Origin of the sequence: Crateriforma spongiae (assembly GCF_012290005.1) — a bacterium.
GTDB lineage: Bacteria > Planctomycetota > Planctomycetia > Pirellulales > Pirellulaceae > Crateriforma > Crateriforma spongiae.
On record NZ_JAAXMS010000001.1, the window covers coordinates 274,781 to 295,542 of the forward strand.

The 20,762-nt window shown below is 57.4% G+C and carries 17 protein-coding genes; 8 read left to right on the plus strand and 9 right to left on the minus strand.

What is annotated here, in order from left to right:
* Positions 1 to 201: 201 nt before the first annotated feature.
* The 5 genes from HFP54_RS01050 to HFP54_RS01070 form a co-directional block, all read right to left on the minus strand.
* The gene (locus tag HFP54_RS01050; protein WP_168563752.1) at positions 202 to 1,794 is read right to left on the minus strand and encodes an arylsulfatase; all 1,593 of its coding nucleotides are present in this window, start codon (positions 1,792 to 1,794) and stop codon (positions 202 to 204) included.
* 227 nt (positions 1,795 to 2,021) lie between these two features.
* Positions 2,022 to 3,533, minus strand: a complete 1,512-nt coding sequence (locus HFP54_RS01055) for an adenylate/guanylate cyclase domain-containing protein (RefSeq protein ID WP_315853822.1) — start codon at positions 3,531 to 3,533, stop codon at positions 2,022 to 2,024.
* A gap of 71 nt (positions 3,534 to 3,604) precedes the next feature.
* On the minus strand, positions 3,605 to 5,032 hold the full coding sequence (locus HFP54_RS01060) for an MlaD family protein (RefSeq protein WP_146411725.1): 1,428 nt from the start codon (positions 5,030 to 5,032) through the stop codon (positions 3,605 to 3,607).
* Positions 5,033 to 5,043: 11 nt separating this feature from the next.
* A complete protein-coding gene (locus HFP54_RS01065) occupies positions 5,044 to 5,889 on the minus strand; it encodes an ABC transporter ATP-binding protein (protein WP_146411728.1) in 846 nt (281 codons plus the stop codon).
* On the minus strand, positions 5,886 to 6,707 hold the full coding sequence (locus HFP54_RS01070) for an MlaE family ABC transporter permease (RefSeq protein ID WP_145305075.1): 822 nt from the start codon (positions 6,705 to 6,707) through the stop codon (positions 5,886 to 5,888). Before HFP54_RS01070 ends, HFP54_RS01065 begins: the two co-directional genes overlap by 4 nt.
* A 522-nt stretch (positions 6,708 to 7,229) precedes the next feature.
* On the opposite strand from HFP54_RS01070, the gene HFP54_RS01075 reads away from it, so the two are divergent.
* From HFP54_RS01075 to HFP54_RS01090, 4 genes are read left to right on the plus strand one after another with little or no spacing between them, the layout of a single operon-like run.
* Complete coding sequence (locus HFP54_RS01075) at positions 7,230 to 8,255, plus strand: ABC transporter ATP-binding protein (RefSeq protein ID WP_168563754.1); 1,026 nt, start codon at positions 7,230 to 7,232, stop codon at positions 8,253 to 8,255.
* Positions 8,242 to 9,240, plus strand: a complete 999-nt coding sequence (locus tag HFP54_RS01080) for an ABC transporter permease (protein ID WP_146411734.1) — start codon at positions 8,242 to 8,244, stop codon at positions 9,238 to 9,240. Before HFP54_RS01075 ends, HFP54_RS01080 begins: the two co-directional genes overlap by 14 nt.
* 1 nt (position 9,241) lies before the next feature.
* A complete protein-coding gene (locus HFP54_RS01085) occupies positions 9,242 to 10,174 on the plus strand; it encodes an ABC transporter ATP-binding protein (protein WP_168564153.1) in 933 nt (310 codons plus the stop codon).
* Entirely contained in the window at positions 10,174 to 11,067 is an 894-nt protein-coding gene (locus HFP54_RS01090) for a hypothetical protein (protein WP_235951173.1), read from the plus strand. Before HFP54_RS01085 ends, HFP54_RS01090 begins: the two co-directional genes overlap by 1 nt.
* Before the next feature lie 44 nt (positions 11,068 to 11,111).
* Here HFP54_RS01090 and HFP54_RS01095 read toward each other — a convergent pair whose 3' ends face one another.
* Positions 11,112 to 12,548 carry a sigma-54-dependent transcriptional regulator gene (locus tag HFP54_RS01095; protein ID WP_146411737.1) on the minus strand — a complete coding sequence of 479 codons (1,437 nt, stop codon included), beginning with the start codon at positions 12,546 to 12,548 and terminating at the stop codon, positions 11,112 to 11,114.
* Between the two features lie 301 nt (positions 12,549 to 12,849).
* Between HFP54_RS01095 and HFP54_RS01100 the strand changes: the two genes are divergently transcribed.
* Positions 12,850 to 13,485 carry a response regulator transcription factor gene (locus tag HFP54_RS01100; RefSeq protein WP_168563755.1) on the plus strand — a complete coding sequence of 212 codons (636 nt, stop codon included), beginning with the start codon at positions 12,850 to 12,852 and terminating at the stop codon, positions 13,483 to 13,485.
* A 153-nt stretch (positions 13,486 to 13,638) separates the two neighbouring features.
* On the opposite strand, the gene serS is transcribed toward HFP54_RS01100, so the two are convergent.
* Both serS and HFP54_RS01110 read right to left on the minus strand, forming a co-directional pair.
* Positions 13,639 to 14,922 (minus strand): serine--tRNA ligase, encoded by a 1,284-nt coding sequence (gene serS, locus HFP54_RS01105; protein WP_168563756.1) that lies wholly within the window; start codon positions 14,920 to 14,922, stop codon positions 13,639 to 13,641.
* Positions 14,923 to 15,054: 132 nt separating this feature from the next.
* Positions 15,055 to 16,440 (minus strand): dipeptidase, encoded by a 1,386-nt coding sequence (locus HFP54_RS01110; protein ID WP_315853823.1) that lies wholly within the window; start codon positions 16,438 to 16,440, stop codon positions 15,055 to 15,057.
* Positions 16,441 to 16,751: 311 nt separating this feature from the next.
* Between HFP54_RS01110 and HFP54_RS01115 the strand changes: the two genes are divergently transcribed.
* The 3 genes from HFP54_RS01115 (at position 16,752) to HFP54_RS01125 (ending at position 19,391) form a co-directional block, all read left to right on the plus strand.
* Positions 16,752 to 17,090 carry an ATP-dependent Clp protease adaptor ClpS gene (locus HFP54_RS01115; RefSeq protein ID WP_146411745.1) on the plus strand — a complete coding sequence of 113 codons (339 nt, stop codon included), beginning with the start codon at positions 16,752 to 16,754 and terminating at the stop codon, positions 17,088 to 17,090.
* 102 nt (positions 17,091 to 17,192) lie between these two features.
* On the plus strand, positions 17,193 to 17,738 hold the full coding sequence (locus HFP54_RS01120) for a putative quinol monooxygenase (RefSeq protein ID WP_168563757.1): 546 nt from the start codon (positions 17,193 to 17,195) through the stop codon (positions 17,736 to 17,738).
* A gap of 21 nt (positions 17,739 to 17,759) precedes the next feature.
* Positions 17,760 to 19,391: an ABC transporter permease gene (locus HFP54_RS01125; protein ID WP_168563758.1), complete on the plus strand. Its 1,632-nt coding sequence runs from the start codon at positions 17,760 to 17,762 to the stop codon at positions 19,389 to 19,391.
* Between the two features lie 39 nt (positions 19,392 to 19,430).
* Here the strand turns inward: HFP54_RS01125 and HFP54_RS01130 are convergent, their stop codons facing one another.
* The gene (locus HFP54_RS01130; protein WP_168563759.1) at positions 19,431 to 20,738 is read right to left on the minus strand and encodes a HEAT repeat domain-containing protein; all 1,308 of its coding nucleotides are present in this window, start codon (positions 20,736 to 20,738) and stop codon (positions 19,431 to 19,433) included.
* Between the last annotated feature and the right edge of the window lie 24 nt (positions 20,739 to 20,762).

Below are 20,762 nucleotides of genomic sequence, written 5' to 3' on the forward strand. Positions count from 1 at the left end.
GTCAGATCAACGCCATCGAAAGAATCGACGTCCCTGTCGAATTCACGGACGGCATGGTTGAAAAATCGGAATCAGGCGGATTGTGACATTACCGATATTTGCTCAACCGGTGGCTGGATCAAGCGACATTGCCGGCCGAGCATCACAATGCGCCCACAGGTGCGGGCTGGCTGGACTTTGCCGAATAGGCAATCGATGTGCCTATTGAGGATCACGCAACAGTTTGTCCAGATTGAACAGTTGCGATTGACTGGACGGGGACGAATTCAGGCACTTTGCGTGCGTTTTTGCACCGACTCGTTTGGCCCACTGGTCGTAAGATTCCGCCAGACGTTTCGCAACGTCAGGGTACTGATCAATGATATTGTCGGTTTCGCATCGGTCGCGCGAAACATCGTACAGTTCCCAATCTTTGGTACGCTCGGCGACCAGTTTCCAATTGCCATCACGGACGGCATGGTTGTTGGCGAATTCCCAGTAGATCGGTTTGCGTTGTCGCGACGCCTCTTTGCCTTGAAGCGTAGCCGCCAACGAAACGCCCTCCATCGGGAAGACGTCTTGTCCGTTTCGCTGCGTCGGATACGTGGCACCCGCTAGTTCCACCAACGTCGGCATGATGTCGACCAAGTGTGACGGGAAATGGTTTAGGCCGCCGGTGTCTTGAATACCATTGGGCCAGTGCGCGATCATCGGCGTCAGCGTGCCGCCATGGTGGGCATACTGTTTGTAGTTCCGCAGCGGCGTGTTGCACATGTTGGCCCAGCGGGCGTCATAAGCGATGTCACTGTCGACCGACCCGGGAACAAGCATGTCACCCTTCAGCCGCTGGTAAGGGCAAGCGCCGTTGTCGGAAAAGAAAAAGATCAAGGTGTTGTCCAGTTGGCCAGTGGATTCCAAGTGATCGACCAGCCGACCGATGTTTTGGTCCAGGCGGTCCACCATCGCCGCGTACACCTCCATCATGGGTTCCAAGAATTCACGCTCCTTCGCAGTCAGCGATTCCCATGATTCGACTTTGGAATCACGATCCGACAGATTCCATGTTTCGTCGGCGATCCCCAGTTCCTGTAATCGTTGATACCGACGGCGACGAATCTCATCCCAGCCGACGCGATAACGCCCGCGGTATTTTGCGATGTCTTCCTCCGGTGCATGTAATGGGAAATGAGGGGCGTTGTGGGCCAAGTAAAGGAAAAAGGGGCGATCGTCGGATTCACCTTCATTCAAAAATTCGATCGCATAGTCGGTGATCGCATCGGTGGAATAGAAATCATCCGGAACGTCAAAGACGTTGCGGTCCAGCCGCATCAGGTTCTCACCGCTGCCCCAATCGTTGCCTGTAAAGAAGTTGATGCAGCCGCCTAGAAATCCGAAGTATCGATCGAATCCGCGTTCCGGCGGCTCGCTAGCCAGATGCCATTTTCCGCTCATCAATGTCCGGTAACCGGCAGGCTTCAAGACTTCGGCAATGGTGACGTTGCCGGGTTTCTTTAGGTTTTTGGACTGCTGATGCCAGAGTCCGGTCATCAGCGACGCCCTCGTTTCAGAACACTTGGCGTTGTTGTGGAAATCAACGAAACGCAAGCCCGACGAGGCCAACCGGTCCAGATGGGGCGTCTCGATTTCACCGCCATAGCAACCCAGATCGGAAAATCCCATGTCGTCGCAAACAATGACAATGAAATTGGGGCGTGATGATTCGGCGGCAAGCAGTGTGGGGCTCAGGCATGGCGGGCTAACCAGCACACCTACCAACGCGAGAGCGCAGAGGACACGAACATGAAGTATTTGCATGGGATTGATGGCGGGGTTGAAAAGGGGGGGAGCTTACGGGTGGGAACAGACGGGGCCACGCCACCGTCGAAGGCGAAGGTGGCTTTTTCAGCCGTGCCCCGTTCAGCGGAAGCGAATCATCGATTATAGATCCGTCAGCTGACCAAAGGTGGCGCCGATTCGTATGTCGCATATGCAGGGGCCCGTGACGGCGAAAGGGCTCCAGGTCAGCGGAAATTGCCGCCTGACTAGCGGTTCGCCGTGGACACGGAAAATTCGACCGCGAACAATTCAATCGGAACCGCTTTGCCCTTCACGTTCTGCGGCACCTGCGGGTGCAACGTGAACAATTGCGTCAGCAAGGTTTGGGTCGACGCGGTGATCAGAATGGGCTGCGACAACGTCTTGGTCAACGATTCGACTCGGGCCGCGACATTCACCGTGTCGCCCATCGCGGTGTATTCCTGTCGCCGCGGTGAGCCAATGCTTCCGACGATGGCATTGCCTGAATTGATTCCAATGCCGATGGCGAAACCGGGCCAATGAAGATCATTGAACGTGTCGGCTTGGTCGACGACAAACGACTGCAAATCAATGGCGGCGGCAACCGCCTGGTCGGCGTGTCGTTTGGCGTCGGTGCCGACGCCGAAAATGGCCATCAAACCGTCGCCTAGGAACTTGTTGACCATCCCACCGTGGCCTTCGATCCGTTCCACCGCAGCGGCGAAAAAGGCATTCAACGCGGCAACAATTTCATGAGGCGGTTGCTGTGACGAATGCATGGTGAAGTTTCGCACGTCGACGAACATGATCGACACGTTTTGTTCCCGGCCGCCACCGGCGTCGCCCTGTTGAAGGATCTGCTTTGCCGCTTCCTGGCCGACGTGACGTCCGAAGGTTTGATGCAAGCGTTCTCGCTCGCGCAAACCGCTGGCCATGCTGTTGAAGCTTTCGATCAGCAACCCAAACTCATCAGCGTGCTGCAAAGGCACATGGGTGTTCAGATGCCCGTCGGCGATGCGTTGTGACGCAAGTTTCAACGCGCGGATCGGCCGAACGACCAAGCGTCCCAGCATCCAACTGGTGGCGAATCCAAACGCAATCGCCACCACCGCAACGGCAATCGCGAACAGTGGTGCGCGGTGGGCGGCATCCGGAACCAACACGATCAACAACAGTGAAACGACCGGGCAAACAACGGCGGTAAACGACCACAGCAACCCACGATGGGTGATCGATAGTGGTCTTGCGCCGGGCACACTGGCCGGTGAATCCGATTGGAAGAATACCGGAAACAGTGTCTTTTGAATGGTCAGTTCGACCGCAAAGAAGCTTTGGGTCACCGCAATCAGCGAAGCGATCAAAAACGAAGTGATCAAGTGCGTGATCACTTCGCCGAAAACAGGTTCACCCAGTGCGACCAAGGCAAGCGGGAAAACCGGAATGCAAATCAGCCAGCCGATCGCCGCAACGATCAAAAACCACCACGGCAGATTGATGATCAATCGCTGGGCCGATGACAATTCATCGCGATCGACGGGATCGCCGTTGATCAGCCGGCGATGAATTGGACGCAGCCGCGTGACCGGAACCACAAAGCAGGCGATCGCGATGGGATACACGACCAAGTTGAACCATTTGACGACTTCGAAGAAGCGGTCCATCTGGCGTTCGGTCAACAGTGGCTGTACTTGCGTCTGGTTGTACAGGATGTTGAACAGGCTGCCGACCAAATTTGCCAACACCGGTGACAGCAACACCAAGATCAGTGCGTGGCGTTGTGCAAATGACCAGGACCGCGGTCGCGGCGTTACGGCATCGGGAATCCGGTTCACTTCAAGCCAAGGCCGTTGGGACGATTGGTCAATGCGCCGCGGACGCCCAATTGTCGTGGATCTCGCGCGACTTTATCGGTGAAGACCCGAACGTCGTCCAGGATCGGGCGAATCCGCGCGGTGGCGTTTTCAATATTTTTCACGGTGCGAAGCACGTCATAGTACATTTCGTCGTCCTCGATCAGCCGACGTAAGGTTCCGTCGCTGCGGTTGATCATCTGGCCGACCGATTGTAGTTCAATCACGGCGTTGTCCAGGTTGGCCAAGCTGGTCAAGACTTGTTCAATCAATTCGCCACCGCGTGCTCCCAAGGGTTCGGTAAAGCGTTCAACATTGGCGATGGTTTTCTCAAGACCACCCAGCGTCGCGTTGAGTTTAACGACCGCATCTTCGACCGCCGTGTCCACGTTTTGCAGTGTTTGATCTGCGGTGGAACCGACTTGTTCGAATTGCCGCCCTGCCCTTTCAAAGCTGTCAAACGAATCGCTTGCGCTTTGCAACGTCTCGGTGGCCTGGTCGATAAAACCGGGAACCTTTTCAATCGACGTTTCGATGTTTTGCCGGATGTCGGGATTGCTGACGATCTGACGGACGTCGCGGATCGCCCCCTGGAATTCTTCCAGAGTCCGGATGGCTTCATCCGCTAGGTCCCGCAGTGTGGCATCATTGCGTGGCGAAATGGTTTGGCCCGGGGGCTGCGGCTGGGCAAAGCTGGGCGGCGTGTTTTGAGCCAATTTCATCGAAGGTGGGTTTTGATAACCCGCGGTTCGGACCGATGGATCGTCGGAAACCGCGCCGCGTCCGGCCGGTGGTGCCGGGGCCATACCGATCACCGATCGAAGGTCCCCGACCATCGATTGGACACTGCGACCGGCCTGTTCGACTGAAACCCCGGCCCCGCGAATTGATTCCATGGTCAACCGAATATCGTCTTCCAAGTCGAATAGGACGCTGAACGGATCCGCCGCCTTTCGTCCGTGCTTGAAATACTCGCCGTCGGAATAAGGTTCGTCGATCAGGTCCAAGTTGCCGTCCAGCAGCGTTGCCAGTTCCGTTCGGCTGGCACGAACGAATTCCAGCTTGGAATCACCCGTGATGAAAGATCCGTTGCCGATGCGAGGAACGTATTCGTGAGTCAACACGAACTCTTGACCCAAACGCAGCGTCAAGATCACGCCGCCTTCGGGGTGTTCGTCAAAGTCATCGACCAGACGAATGTTGCTGACCCGCCCGATCCGAAAACCGTCACGCAGCACCGGTGTATTTGTGCTGACGCCCTCGGATGATGGAAACCAGACGTCCAACGTGTATTCGCGATTCAGCACCGTCGGAAACGCGCCGAATAGAAAGGTCAAAATGATTCCGATTCCGATGGCGGCAATCACGAGGACGCCGACGCCGAATCGCATTCTGTTTTCGTCCATGATGCAATCCTTTATCCCGAAATCGAATCCACTTGTCGGGTCATTTCATCCAAGCGTTCACCGGCCTCGCCGCGGACGAACTGTCGAACGCGGCGGTCCGGCGCGTTTTCCAATTCACTCGGTGGACCATCGAACAGAATTTGACTGTCGTCAGGTTCCAATCGCCAGCGTGGAAAGAACATCAACACGCGATCGGACACCTTGCGTGCGGTATGCATGTCGTGCGTGACGACGATACTGGTGACGGGGTAGCGACGTCGGGTGTCCAAAATCAATTCATTGATCACGTCACTCATGATCGGATCCAAGCCAGTGGTCGGTTCGTCGTAGACGACCAACTCGGGCTTTAAGATCAATGCCCGGGCCAGACCAACGCGTTTGCGCATCCCGCCGGAAAGTTCCGCCGGGCGTTTGGCGGCCGCTGAAGTCGGCAAACCAACTTCGGCCAAGTGTCGCATCACACGGTTGCGCACGTCTGATTCCGGCGGCTGAACCTTTTCCTGACGAAGGGGAAAGGCGACGTTTTCATAGATTGTCATGCTGTCAAACAACGCGGCGTTTTGAAAAACAAAACCAAAACGGCGTCGCGTTGCCGTCAATTCACCTTGTGACATCTGGCCCAAGGACTGCCCGTCAAAACGGACTCGGCCACGTGTGGGGTTCAGCAAGCCGACCAGTGTTTTCATGAACACGGTTTTGCCACAGCCGCTTTCCCCAATCACGGCCACGGTTTGGCCGCGAGTGATTTGCACGTTGATGTCTTGCAAAATGCATTGGCCGTTCAAGACCATGCTGACGTTGTCGACATCGATCAATGCGCCCGTATCGGATTCGGGCAGGATGGAATCATCGATCATAGCAGCGATGTTCCTTCGGGGTAGATCATGAAGTACACCGCGTCCAGCACGATGTTCAAAAACAAATCGATGGCCAAGATCAGCACGAACGAATAAACGAATGCCGCGGTCGCCGCTTTACCGACGCCTTCGGCGCCCGGATCACAATGAAAACCACGGTAACAAGAAACCACGGCGATGATGCCGCCGAAAAACACACTCTTGAACACGCCGGAAAACAGATCGAATCCGACAACGCCTTCGCGTGAATGGTTCAGATATGCCGCGTGATCGATGTGCAGGATGATCACGCTGTAAAAGTACCCACCAACGATGCCCATGAAATCGGCCATGATCGTCAGTGCAGGAATCAACAGGATGCAGGCAAGGAATCGCGGCACCACCAAGTAGTGGATCGGATCGGCCCCCATGGCCGTCAACGCATCGATTTGTTCGGTCACTCGCATGGTGCCCAACACCGCTGCCATCGCACCGCCCACACGTCCGGCCAACATGGTGGCGGCCAGCACCGGCCCCAGTTCACGGACCAGTGAGGTGTTGATGACAACGCCCAGGCGGCTTTCCAAACCGATGGCGTGAAACTGGTAGTAGCTTTGGACGGCCAAGACCATTCCGATGAACGTTCCGGTCAACGCCACCACCGGCAAACTGAGCACGCCCACCTGGTAAAAGTTTGTCAGCAGGGTTCCGCGCTTGGGTAGCCGCGTGAACATCCAAGTGCACATTTGCCATGCGAACACGGCCATGTCGCCGACGGTGCTGACGCCATCGATGACCGCGGATCCCCAATCGGTGACCCACTTTTCGACCGGTCGCATCGTGCCGCTGGGGTCGCCCGGGCCCTCGCCAACGGGCGATGGACCGTTGGGATCTTGGCGCACCGGCAGCCAGCGGTGCAGCACCGAACGCAGCGATCGAGACGTACGTGAAACTTGGTCGGCCAAAATCAAGCATCCTGGTGGATATTGGCGGAATCCGGTTGTGGCGCACCTTTGGCGCGGGCGTCCTTCGATTTTATCGGTCAGTGAATCTGTGCGGATGAGGAAAACCTTTCGGCGTGGCGTGGCTTCCCTGCGCAGCGAGGCACCGATGATGCTCCACTGCCGCTACGATTGTTTCCCAGCGGTGTTGTGAAACTTTTGATGCGGTGCCGAACCAAGATCATGCGGCGGCGCGCGAAAGTGGTCTGTTTGTCCGTCTTGACTGCGATGGCGTTCCCGAATCCTGATCGGAGCGTCTTGCCTGGTCATCGCATCGGCCCGGCCGGCCAAAATGATCTTTTTCGTCCAGCACATCCGCCGCCGGCGGTCGGATAGGGAACGCATACAAATGATTCGCCAATGACGTCTGAGTCTTACGTCGTTTCCATCGACGGTCTTACGAAGCGGTATCGAGAGTTGGTGGCACTGGATGACGTGTCATTGAAGATCCGTCCTGGCGTCACCGGTCTGTTGGGGCCCAATGGCAGCGGTAAGAGCACATTCATCAAAGCGCTTTTGGGGTTGGTGCGGACGCAAACCGGCGCGGGCGATGTCATGGGGATGCAATGGCCGGAACAGGTACGTGCAATCCGAGACGCCATCGGATATTCCCCCGAAGACGATTGCTATGTCGCCGGGCTGACCGGCATCGAATCCGTGGCCTTGATGGCTGAGTTGTCGGGGCTGCCCAGGATCGAAGCGTTGCGTCGCGCGCACGAAATCCTGGACTTCTGTGACGTTGGTGAAGAACGCTATCGCGAAGTCGAGTCGTATTCGACGGGCATGCGGCAAAAACTGAAGTTCGCCCAGGCGTTGGTGCACGACCCGGATCTATTGATCTTGGACGAGCCCACGACCGGATTGGATCCAAAGCAACGCCGTTCGATGTTGGACCGCATTCGTACGTTGGGCCATCGGCACGGCAAAAGCATTTTGTTATCCACGCACATCTTGCACGACGTCCGCGCGGTTTGTGACCACGTCATCATTCTGGTCGGAGGAACCGTTCGCGTCTCGGACAGCTTGGCGAACCTGAGCCGTCCGGCCGAACCGTCGGTTCAAGTGGGGGTACAAGGCGATCCATCGCTTCTGGTCCGCGACCTACAAAACGCGGGACATGAGGTCAGCGCGACGATCGACGGACGATGGAAAGTCAGCGGGATTGATCCGAGTGACTCGGCGGCTATCTGGCAGACGGCCGGGCAATCGGGTGCCGCCATTTCCAGATTGGAGCCGGCAAGGAACTCGCTGGAACAGATCTTCTTTGCAGCCACCGGAGCGACCATGCCCATTGATGCGGAACCAGTTTCCGTTGGTTTCGCCGCCACGGTGTCGGGCCAAGAAGCGACAAGTAAAGGCACCGGAGGATCCGATGGCGCTTCATGATGTCGGGTATCGCGGTTGGAACCAATCGAAAACGAATCGCATCACGCGACCTTTGGCGATCGCTCGCAGCGGCGTATCGCTGGTGTTGCGTGCCAAGTGGCTGCGATTCGGGCTGATGTTGGGGTGGCTGCCGGTGATTTTCCCGGCCGCAATCATCTTTATGTTCGAATACACCACCCAGCAGGAACCCGACCGAGTCGTCGGACTGTTGATGTCGCCCCCGATCGATCGGCCCGATTTGGCGGCAGAGTACATGACGGATCCTGCGGCGGTGCGTCATGAGATTTGGTCCAGCGCGATTCTGGCTTTCTTTCGGTATCCACAGCTTTATGCGATGGTGATTCTGGTCGGGCTGATCACACCCAGGCTGGTCTGTTACGACATGCGCAGTCGTGCTTATCTGCAATACTTTGCTCGTCCTTTGACGCCAACGGAATATGTCTTCGGAAAATCTGCGGTGCTGTGGTTCTTTCTTGCCTGCATCGTTACGGTTCCGGCGCTCGTGTTGTATGTGACCGGTGTCCTGTTCTCGCCCGGCTTGATGGTGATTGCCGAAACGTGGGACATCCCGCTGCGGGTCCTGGTCGCCAGTTTGTGTTTGATTTTGCCGACGACGACGCTGGCGATGATGTATTCATCGCTGACACCGGAAAGTCGCTATGCAACGTTTGCTTGGTTCGCCACTTGGGTTCTGGGGTACGTGGCATACACGTTTTTGACCTTTGCACCAGGCGTGGGACGTCCACCAAGACGACGGTTTGGCGGACGTGGCGGTCCATCGATGTCCGACGTCGGCGATTGGATCGACCTGGATCGTTGGCGTTTGGTTTCGCCCTATCACATGTTGGGCAAAGTGCAGTCTTGGGTTTTTGATGTGCAGGACACCGACGGCAGCGTGTGGCCGTCGATCGCCGTTTTAGTGGCAATGACCGTGATGGGGACTTGGATCATTCGCAACCGCATTTTGTCGAGGCTGCGTGTCTGAAATGATCGAGCTTCAAGGTCTTTCGAAACTGTACGGTCGCGTGATCGGTGTCAACGATCTGTGCGGCCGTTTTCCCGCCGGCGCTTACGGGTTGATTGGTCCCAATGGAAGCGGCAAGACGACGATGATTAACTTGCTGACGGGGCAGTTAAAACCGACGACCGGCCGTGTTCGGATCTTCGGTCGTGACCCGTTTCGCCAGCGTGATGTGCTGCGACGCATCGGTCTTTGTCCGGCGACCGATGTCTTGTACCCCAACGTGTCCGCCCGACAGTGGGTGCGTTGCCTGGTGCGTTTGCATGGCTTTGGTGCGGCCGAGAGTCGACGCAGGGCGGATGACGCTCTGGAACAGGTCGGCTTGTCTGATGCGATGGATCGACCGATGGGCCGGTATTCATTGGGCATGCGTCAGCGTGCCAAGCTGGCCCAGGCGATCGCCCACGAACCGGATCTGCTGATTCTGGATGAACCGTACAACGGTCTGGATCCGGTCGGCCGCTATGAAATGACGGCCCTGCTTCGTCGTTGGCATTCTGCCGGGCGAAGTTTGCTGTTCGCCAGTCACGTGCTGCACGAAATCGAATCCATCACCCGTTCATTTCTTTGGATCCACGGCGGGAGATTGTTGGCCAGTGGGACGGCCGAAGAAATCGATGCGATCGTGGCGTCGACGCCTCAAGAGATTGTGTTGCGTGGCGATGGGGTCGGACGTTTGGTGCAACATTTGGCCGATCATCCACAGGTTCAGCGGATCGAGTTGTCGACGTCGGATAACCGTTTGACCGTCGGAGTGCGGGAGGTCAACCAATTGATTCCGCAATTGACACGTTGGATCGCGGATGATTCCGTCAAGGTCGATCAATTGCTTTCGGCCGATGGAGACTTGTCGGCCATGTTTGAAGCATTGCTACGTCGACACCGGGGGGAGCAATGATGTCAGACGAATCAACGGTATCACTCGAAACGGCGGACGATGAATCAACGGTGGGGCGAACGACGGATCAGGATTCATCACCATCGGAATTGATTCATCCGACAAAGCCTCAAGCGGTGCGGTCCACGCTCGGGATGATTGTCGACTTTGTGCGTTTTGAATTATCGCGATCCGTCACGGCCGGCCGGCTTGCGGTTTGGTTCTTGTTGATCGCGTTTCCCATTGTGATCGTCGCGCTGCTTCGCATGCAAAGATCGGTTGATGCGATCGATCCCTGGGGCAATGCGGTGTACTTCTTGATCCCCGAAGTGACCTGTTTGTTGGGGTTGTTGCTGTGGGCAACGCCCGCGGTGGGAACCGAACTGGAAGGCCAAACTTGGATCTATCTGGCCACCCGCACACGGGGACGGATGATCGTCTTGGTGGGCAAATACATGACTGCCATTTTGTGGACGTTCGCCGCGGCAGCCATTTCGTTGATCGGCTGTACGGCGCTAATAGGGCCTGATGATCCGGGTCGTTTTTGGGGTGTTTTGACCTTGCTTGCGGCCCTTTCCTGTTTGGCCCACGGCGCCCAATACCTTTTGATCGGCGTGTTCTTTTTTCGGCGAACGATGGTGGCCGCCGTGTTCTACACGCTGGTCGCCGAGTACGGGTTGTCGTTTGTTCCAGCGATCATCAATCAATTGACGGTGAACTATCAGTTGCGTGGCTTGCTGACCCGTTGGACGTCCTGGCGTTCGGTGCAAGTTTTCGATGACACCACATTCGGCAACGAATCGATCGCTCGTCACTTGCTGGCGCTGTTGATCGTCACCGCCGTGTGCTTGACGTTGGCGATGTATCGCGTGCGGACGGCCCAATACCCGACGCAGCAAGATGGTGGAGGGTGACCGATCGAACCGAGTCGACGGAATGGGAACGCCGCCGGCCTGAATCAGGAGCTGAATTGAAGTCGAGGGTCGTCCAGTCCCAGACGCTTCATCTTTTTGTACAGCGTGGTTCGGTTGATTTCCAAAGCATCCGCGGTTGCGGCCCGATTCCAATTGTGACGCCGCAACGATTGCAGAATGATTTGACGCTCGGGGCCTTCCAAGGCGTCACGCAGGCTTTTGCCTTGAACGTCGCCCAAACGCGGCGCCAATGACGGTTCATTGGCGTCGTTCGATGGGGTCGGGACGGCCAGCGGATCGGCGTGCCCCAAAACTTCGGGCGGCAAGTCTTCGACCGTCAAATCCGCATCACGCGATAGCAGGACGGCGCGTTCGACCACGTTTTGAAGTTGGCGAACGTTGCCCGGCCATTGGTATCGTTGCAGCCGGTCCATCGCGTCGGCGTCAAAACCGTTGATCGGTCTGCCGCTGGTTTCGCTGGCTTCGCGTAAGAAGTGTTCCGCCAGGATCGGAATGTCGCCGGGACGTTCACGCAAGGAAGGAAGCTGAATGTTGACGACGTTGATTCGGTAATACAGGTCTTGTCGGAACGCACCGGACGCGACCTGCTGCTGCAGATTTTCATTCGTGGCCAGGATCACGCGTGTATCGACGGATTGCGTTTCGGTTCCGCCCAAGCGTTCGAACTGGAACTCCTGCAAAACCCGAAGCAGTTTGACTTGCATCGCGGGGGAAGCCGTTCCGATTTCGTCCAAGAACAGTGTTCCGCCGCTGGCCAATTCAAACTTACCGACCTTATCGACCGCAGCTCCGGTGAAGGCGCCGGCGACGTGGCCGAACAATTCACTTTCCAGCAGCGTGTCGGGCAAGGCACCGCATGCGACTTCAACAAACGGGCCACCGCGGCGCGAACTGCGTCCGTGAATGGCGCGGGCGATCATCGACTTACCCGTTCCATTTTCGCCGGTGATCAAGATGGAGGCTTTGGCGTCGGCGACGTTGTCGATGATGTCAAAGATCTTCAGCATCCGGTAATCGTGGCTCAGGATGTTTTCCAGGCCGCTGCGCCGGTCAAGCTGTTTCTTTAGTGATTCATTCTCTTTGGCGATATCACGTTGGGCCATCGCCCGGTCCATCGCCAAAGCCAGTTCTTCATCGATCAACGGTTTGGTCAGCACGTCAAAGGCGCCTTCGCGAACGGCCGCCACCGCCGTGTCGGGCGTGGCGTAGCCCGTCATGACCAGCACCGCGGTTTCCGGGTGCGCTTTGCGACTGAACCGGATCAGGTCCATGCCATCGTCGGCACCCAAACGCAGGTCGGTCAGCAAGATGTCGTAAGACGTCGACGAAAGCTGGGATCGTGCTTGGGCAGCGTCGGACGCCACGGCGACCTGCATCCCCTGCTCATGCAGCCAGTCCGCCATCGACTGAGCCAGATGGTGATCGTCGTCGACCAGAAGCAGGGAAATTGGTTGATTCATGCCGAAAAGCGTCATCGCGTGTCGCGGATCGATACTGTCGCGACGCCCAAGAACAAGCGTCCTTCTTTATCTAGGTCGCCGAACCGGTACGGTCAAAAAACGACGCTCAATTCCAGATAGGTGTTCGCTTGTCTTCCCTCGGGTGGTTGCATTTCGCCTTCCGTAATGACTGTAAGTGTTGAATTTCAAACCGTTTACAATGGCGGGGGCTTACCTTGAGCATCGTAACGGTGAACAATAGGTTAGACCTTTTAGAACGACGACATGATGAACTCGGCCGGGGCCGGAGGAGTGGCCAACGTTGTTTAGCCTGATGATTGTCGACGACCACCCGGTCGTTTGTGACGCACTATCGCTATTTCTCAGACAGTACGACATCGATACCGTCGCCACCTGCGGCACGGGTAAAGACGCACTGCGCCACGCCGAAAGCCGAACGTTTGATGTCGCTTTGTTGGATGTGCGACTGCCCGACATGGATGGCTTGTTGGTGCTGGAAAAACTAGTGGAAGCCGTCAACGATTTGCCGATCGTGATGTTCAGCGGTCATGAAAACCCGACCTATGTGGCTCGTGCCGCGGCCATGGGGGCGGTTGATTTCCTGGACAAATCGGCTTCGGTCGCGGTGGTTGCCGCGACGCTGGTCGAAGCGGTACAGAAACGATCCGGCCGTAACGGCAGTCAGCTTTTACGGATTCAAAATCTGATGCAGGCACCGGTGGAACCGGAAGAATTGCCCGACGGGATGCCTTTGACGTCCCGCGAGGCGCAGGTGCTGCGGCACATGGGGTTTGGGCTAAGCAATCGCGAGATCGCGAATTCGCTGCGGATCAGTGTCGAAACCGTCAAGGAGCACGTGCAGAACGTGTTGCGGAAGTTGAACGCAAGCGATCGGACCGCCGCCGCGGTTCGCGCCGTCCGCGAAGGCTTGGTGTAGCCAAACGATCGTTGTTACGCCGCACCCGACGGCATCGCATGGGTGACGCCCGCTCGCCGAATCCACGGGGGCATCGACCTTGAACCAGGGCCGACCGAAAACCGCCGCGGCGGTTCGGTCGTCAGACGCCCACGGCGGCCAAAATTTTGCGGATCAAGCGTTGGCTTGGATCACATCACAGCCGACCCACGGACGGAGGACTTCGGGCACATTGATGCTGCCGTCGGCAAGTTGATGGTTTTCCAGAATCGCGATCATCGCTCGGCCCGTTGCGATCGCGGTGCCGTTGAGTGTGTGGGCGAAGTGGGTGCCCTTTTCACCGGCCGTTTTGTATCGGACGTTCAACCGCCGCGCCTGATAGTCGGTGCAATTACTGGTGCTGGTGACTTCGCCCCACTGGCCCGATTCGCCGCGTCCGGGCATCCACGCTTCCAAGTCGTATTTCCGATACGCGGGGCCACCCAGGTCACCGCTGGCGGTGTCGATGACCCGATAGGGGACTTCCAATGCGTCGAAGATCTCACATTCCAGGCCCCGCATTTCTTCGTGGATTTGATCGCTTTGTTCGGGCAATGTGAACGCGAACATTTCGACTTTGGTGAATTGGTGAACGCGATACAGGCCTTTGCTGGCCCGCCCCGCCGCGCCCGCTTCGGTGCGGAAACAATGGCTCAGTCCGCACAGGCGGATCGGAAGATCGGTGTCATCCAGCGTTTGTCCCGACATCATGCCACCGAGAGTGATTTCGGCGGTGGCGACCAAATTCAGTTCGGTGTTCTCGATGCTGTAGATCTGTGTTTCCGGTCCCCGCGGATTGAAACCCGTGCCTTGCAGAACGCTGGTCAAAGCCAGGTCGGGAGTGGAAACGGGCGTGAAGCCTTTGTCGCTTAAAAACTGAATGGCGAATTGTTGTAGTGCCAGATCCAAGCGGACAGCGGCATTGCGCAGGAAATAGAATCCGGATCCTGCGACACGAGCACCGCCCTCGAAATCAAACAGGTCGTGTTTTTCGCCCAGTTCAAGGTGGTCCAGCGGCTGGAATTCGAACTGTGGTTTGGGCGTCTTGCCGAAGCCCAGTTCTTTGGCGTCGTCTTCGCCACCGTCGGGAACATCGGGATGCGTCAGGTTGGGTAATACGGTCTGCAACGCGATGATTTCCTGTTCCAGTTCATCGTGTTGGTTTTGTGCGGTGTCTTTTTCTTCGCGCAGTTGACGCCCACGCGCGATCATCGCTTGGCGTTCGTCATTGCCCTTGGCTTTGCCGATCCCCTTGCTGGTTTCGTTCGCCTGGCGATTCAGTTCTTGGGCCAGTTGCAGTTTTTCCAGCCGCTGTTGTTCCAGGTGAACGATACGGGCAACGTCACACTGGACGCCGCGACGGCGGGCGTTATCGGCGACAAGTTCCGCGTTTTGAAGAATGAATTTACGGTCAAGCATGATGGATGAAGGGTAGTGCCGATTGGGGCGTGGGAAAGACCGTTGGATGGGTCGTGAATTCAGTGGTTTCGCCGTCGGACAGATTCCCGTCACGACGCGTCGATGGCTGGTCGGCCGGTGCGATCCAATCGATCAGCCGACGCGGCATTGGCCAAGTTGTTTCCACAGTTCGCGAGAAGCTGCGATTCCGCGATGGAAATCTGCCAAACGAAATTTTTCGTCGGGACTATGAGCGTTATCGTCCGAAAGTCCCCAGCCCAACAGGAGGCAGTCACAGCGAAGGACATTTTGAAATTCCGCCACGATGGGGATCGACCCGCCTTCGCGGATCAAAACAGGTGACACGCCAAAACCGGTGCGAATTGCTTCGGCCGCGGCGGCCATATACGGGCTGTCGGTGTTGGCCAACATGGCCGGGGCCCCGTGGTCGGCTTTCAAGGTGACACGGGTGCCGGGAATCGTGTTCGCATCGATGTGGGCTTGGATCGCGGCGGTGATCTTTCCAGGATCTTGATCGGGAACCAAGCGGCAACTGATCTTCGCTTTGGCGACGGCGGGGATGATCGTTTTGACGCCTTCACCCTGATGGCCGGACGTCAATCCGTTGACTTCCAAGGTCGGACGAGCCCAGCGGCGTTCGTCGGCGGTGTACCCCGGTTCGCCGAACAATTGGTCAACACCGATTGATTTGGCGAACTCCGATTCATCCTGCGGTAACTGCTTCCAGCGCTCTCGTTCGTCGGCATCGATCGGTCGTACATCGTCGTAGAACCCCGAGATGCAAATCTTGCCAGTTTCATCAAACATTGACGAAATCAGGTGGCAAATCGCGACCGCGGGGTTGGCGACCGCACCGCCGAAAGACCCGCTGTGCAAGTCCATGGCAGGACCCTGGACCTCGATTTCGTAAGTTGCGATGCCACGCAGCCCGTACGTGATCGCCGGCTGGCCGTCGGCGTACTGGCCGCTGTCGCTGATCACCACGCAGTCACAGGCCAATTGGTCGGCCAGGTCGCTCAGGCGGGCTTCCAGGTTCTGGCTGCCGACTTCTTCTTCGCCTTCGACCAGGAATTTGACCTGCAACGGCAATGATTCACCTGAGGTGATCCAGTCGCACACACTGTGAACATGGGTCAGCAGCTGGCCTTTGTCATCGGTCGAACCGCGGGCGTACAGATTGCCGTCGCGGACGGTGGGTTCGAACGGTGGGGTGGTCCACAAGTCCAGGGGTTCCGCCGGCTGGACGTCATAGTGTCCATAGACAAGGGCGACCGGGGCGCCGGGGACCGGCGGCGTTTCCGCCAATACGATCGGATGACCGTCGGTGGGCAACCACTGTGTCTTCAGCCCCGCCCGCTGGAACTTGTCCAACAGCCATTGTCCGGCGCGAGCGGTGTCGTCCTTGTGGTCGGGATAGCTGCTGATGCTGGGGATCCGCAGCCACTGGATCAGCTCGGTTTCGTGGCGCTGTTTTTGGTCTGGGGCATCTTCGGTCGCAGGGCAATTTGAATCGGTCACGTCGACGTCCGGGGCCAGGAAGAGTCGGAAAGGTTTGCCGCGCGGGTGCAAAAAACTGAACCCGATTCATCGGCAAAATGTGTACTTTTTGTTTCACAGTCGCGCTACAATATAGCCATGTCGATCAGACCGAAAATGACACCTGTGATGCCTGTATCCGGGTCGGATGTGGGAATCGACCGCGTGATCACCTGGGTGAGGCGAACCAATGCGTTAACGGCTTGGTGGCACGACCGAGGATCACGCGATGGTGGCCGACCGGAAAGCCCCGGGATGTCTGACGGTCGCAAATTCAAGGAGCGTTAACAAGAATGTCCGATCCGCAGACCATGGTCGCCGAACCGGTCGTTCGTACCCGACAGAACAAACGACGGAAAAAGCAGCCTCGATACAACGTCATCCTTTGGGATGATCCCGATCACAGCTACGACTACGTCATCATGATGATGAAGCAGCTGTTTGCCTTTCCGATCGAACGCGGGTTTCAAATCGCCAAGGAAGTCGATGGATCGGGCCGTGCGATCTGTCTGACCACGACCATGGAGCACGCCGAACTGAAGCGTGACCAGATCCATTCGTTTGGAAAAGACGAGATGATTGCCCGCTGTAAGGGCAGCATGCGGGCGTCCATCGAACCGGTCACCGAGTGATTCAGATCGCCTACAATCGTCAGACGTTTCGACGCCGGTCCGTGACGGCGTCGAAACACCACTGTTGAAATCACGTCTGACGTTTTTGCGAAGAACTGAATCATGACCTTCCCGTGTATCTATGGCAAAGCGGACCGTATCTGTGGCAAAGCGGACCGATCGATCGTCCGCCGTTTGGTATCAACCGCCGGCATGTTGGCGGTTTCGGTGTTTGTCAGCGCTGGTGTTTTTTCAAATGCGGCGTTCGGCGATCAACAAGACGGTGATTCCGTCGCGGCGGTCAAGCCACTGCATCCGTTGGCGGCAGAAATCAAAAGTCAGTTGGCCGACCGTCCTGCCGACAAGCCCTTTGTGGCGGCCGTAACGCTGAAGGCGAACCCCGGCGCCGCGAAAAAGGTGGTGGCGGCGATGCGTGAGGCAACACCGATCACACGAAAAGAAGAAGGCAACGTGGCTTATCTGTTGTTGCGTGACCCTTCCGACAAGAACTTGTTCGTCTTGTTTGAACGCTGGAAATCGCTGGACTCGTTGAACGCTCACCTGCATGCCGAGCACACGGTGAAGTTGCTGGAGACGTTGGAGCCGTTGTCGTCCGAAGCTCCCAAGGTCGACGTGATGTACCCGGTGTTCTTCCCGAGAGCGAAGTAGTGCTTCGGCGGTCCCGGGCGAATGTATCTGCGTAACAATCCCGTTTTGCAACGAGAGTTGTTGGTCAATTTGCGGACCAACAAGTCGTTTCTGCTGCTGGCTGGATATCAGTTGATGTTGTCGTTGGTGGTGTTGGCCGCTTGGCCGGCCGATCGGCGATTGGACTTGACCAGCAATCCGGAATCCGCCAGCCGGTTGGTCAATCTGTTCTTTCTGGGGCAGTATGTCATCGCATCCTTGATCGCGCCCAGCTTTTCGGCCGGTGCTGTGTCGGGCGAAAAAGAACGGCAGACTTACGAGATGCTGTTGGCCAGCCCCATGCGTCCGGGGGCGATTGTTTTTGGAAAGATGGTGGCTTCGCTACTGCATCTAGGGCTATTGGTCATTGCATCGTTGCCCATCATCGCACTGTGTCTGCCGCTGGGTGGCGTCAGTCTGTACGAAGTCATCGCCGCTTACGTGGGCCTGTTGATTTCTGTCGTGCTGTATGGCGCGATCGGTGTGTTTTGCAGCAGCTATTTCACCCGCACCAGCAGTTCAATTGTTGTCAGTTACCTAGCGATTTTGCCGTTGGTGTTGGCCGCCATCACGTTCTGGATGCTGGCCAGCGGCGAGTTTCGTTTGAAGGTGTCGCTGTTGGTCATCCCCGCCTTTGCGATCGCCGCGATCGGTTTGATGTGTGCCAACGCGGCTGCGCGAATGCTGTATCCGCCCGACTTTGGAAGCGAAGGCAAGGAGGTGATTGATTTGGAAAGAGAGGCGGAGGAGGCCGTCGGGCTGGTCATCCAGCCGGATCAGTTTCCCGATTGTTTGTTCGCACCGCCAAAGAAACAGGAATTGATGGCCGACGGGACCAATCCGGTTTACGACAAAGAATTGCACAGCGAGATTTTTAGTCAGGGGACGTTGATGCTGCGTCTGGTCATCCAGATCAGCATGTTGCTGGCGATCCCATTGATGGGCTTGTTTCTGTTCTTTCAATACGATCGTTCGCCCTGGTTTGTCGTGTACGTGATCGTATTCAATTTGTTGGTCGGCCCGGTATTCCTGGCCGGCAGCATGACCAGTGAACGCGAACGCCAGACCTTGGATTTGTTGTTGACGACGACGTTGACGCCGTGGCAAATCCTGTCCGGCAAATTCATCGTAGGATTCCGGATTTCTTTTGTGCTGACATCGTTTCTGTTGTGGCCCTTGTTGCTGGGCACCTTGATGAACGACGTCTTCTACACGAATTGGATGTCCGTCTTGGGGATGTTTGCGATCGTCGTGATGGCATCGCTGGTCAATGCGTTTGTTGCGCTGACCTGTTCGTTGTTTTGCCGGCGCACTTCCGTCTCGCTGATCGCGACCTATGTCGTGTTGCTGACCTTGTATGTCGGGCCGCCCGCGTTGGTGACATTTTCGGAATTGGTCCGCACGGTGACGGCCACTGATACTCCGGTGCATGTCCTGGGAATCGCTAGCCCGTTTTCGGCATTGTTTGCCCTGCCCTTGGACGGCAATCTGATGCGGTTTGGCGAAGGCGAGTGGCTAAATCCGGGGAATCTGACCACGGTGTATGCCTACTTTGGGTTCAGCGCCGCAGTGTTGGCCGCGACGTCGCTGGCCATGTGGACTCGACTGAATGCCAGACGTGGGCTGTCGGAGTGAGACGCGCGACTGGCCCGCTACGAAACAGCGGGGCGTCCGCTACTGAAGAATTAGCGAGCGGATTTCGGGGGCGCTTTCGCTTGCCGCGTGCTTTCGCAGACGGTCTTGAACATCTGGGTCGTTGACCGTCTTCAACACGCTGACGACGCGGTGGCGAATTCGCGCATCGGTGTCGTCCAACAGCAGCAACAGCCAAGCCCTGGGGTCAAATTTCGACTGCGAACCCAGCCAATCGATCAACTCCAAGCGGGCAGAGACGGATCCGCTGACCAAACGGTCGGCAAGTTCAATTTTTGAATCCGACCACTGTCGCCGTCTCAGTTCGGCTTCGGCCAAGTCGTGAGTTTCTGGGGCCGGATCGGCCAAGAACTGGACGACCGTCCGAATGTCCATCGCTTCCAAGGGCGATTGAACCAAATGCGACGTGGTCTGGACGGCCGACGTAGGCGGCGTGGCCTTGGCAACCGCCACAATCTGCGGGGTGTCGCCGACGGGTTTCAAGTGGACGGTTTCCGGCGCGACGGCTTGAAGATTGGTGTCGTCTTGTGCTTGGATCGGACGGGCCGATGCCTGTGCGGGTTGATTGGCGGCTTCGTCGGTGTTGGCGGCAACGGAGTTGGGGGCGGCATCGTCGACGTTACCGGCCCAGTCGTTTCCGATCGGCAGTGGGGCGGACATGCCGACGATCCGCAGCGGTGTCGGTGCGGCGGCAGTTGGCGTGATTTTGCCTTCGACGGTGGTGTCACCGTCGCCCGTGACCGTGGCCGACGCACCGGATTCGTTGAGCCGCTGAAGGGTGTTCAGAGCCAGACGGTTGATTTGCAGGTCGTCATCCTTGCCACTGCGCCGCAACGCATCCAGTGAAGTCTGGACAAGGCCGGCGGCCCAAGCCGTGCGATCGGCGGGAACCCGGTCGGCTTGTTGACCAATCAGCCGAATCAGTTGGCGATGCTTTTGGTCCGATCGCGATGGCGACAGCAGAGCCCAGTCGTCTTGGGCTTGTTGAAGAATCCGCCATGCGGCTTGGGCGAATGGTGGTTCCGGGTCGGTCAACGCGGCGACGATCGTGGGCATCGCGGCATCGTTTCGGTCGGGACCGCCCAGGGTCGACAGTTCCAGCAATCTGGCGATCCGCTGGTCCGTTGGTAGTTGATTCAGGTCCTGGGTGTACCGGTGGACGAGCCAAACGCGACTGTAATGCTGGACGGCCAGCACTCCTGCGAAGGCGACGCAGGCCAATGCGACCAATTTGAAAGCGGAAACAAAAGCCGAACGAATACCGCGACGCTGATTTCGCAGCGGTCCGGCAAACGGATTGGCAATGGTTTCAACTTCGCCCGGTGTCATCGGGATTACCGTCCTTGGCTAACG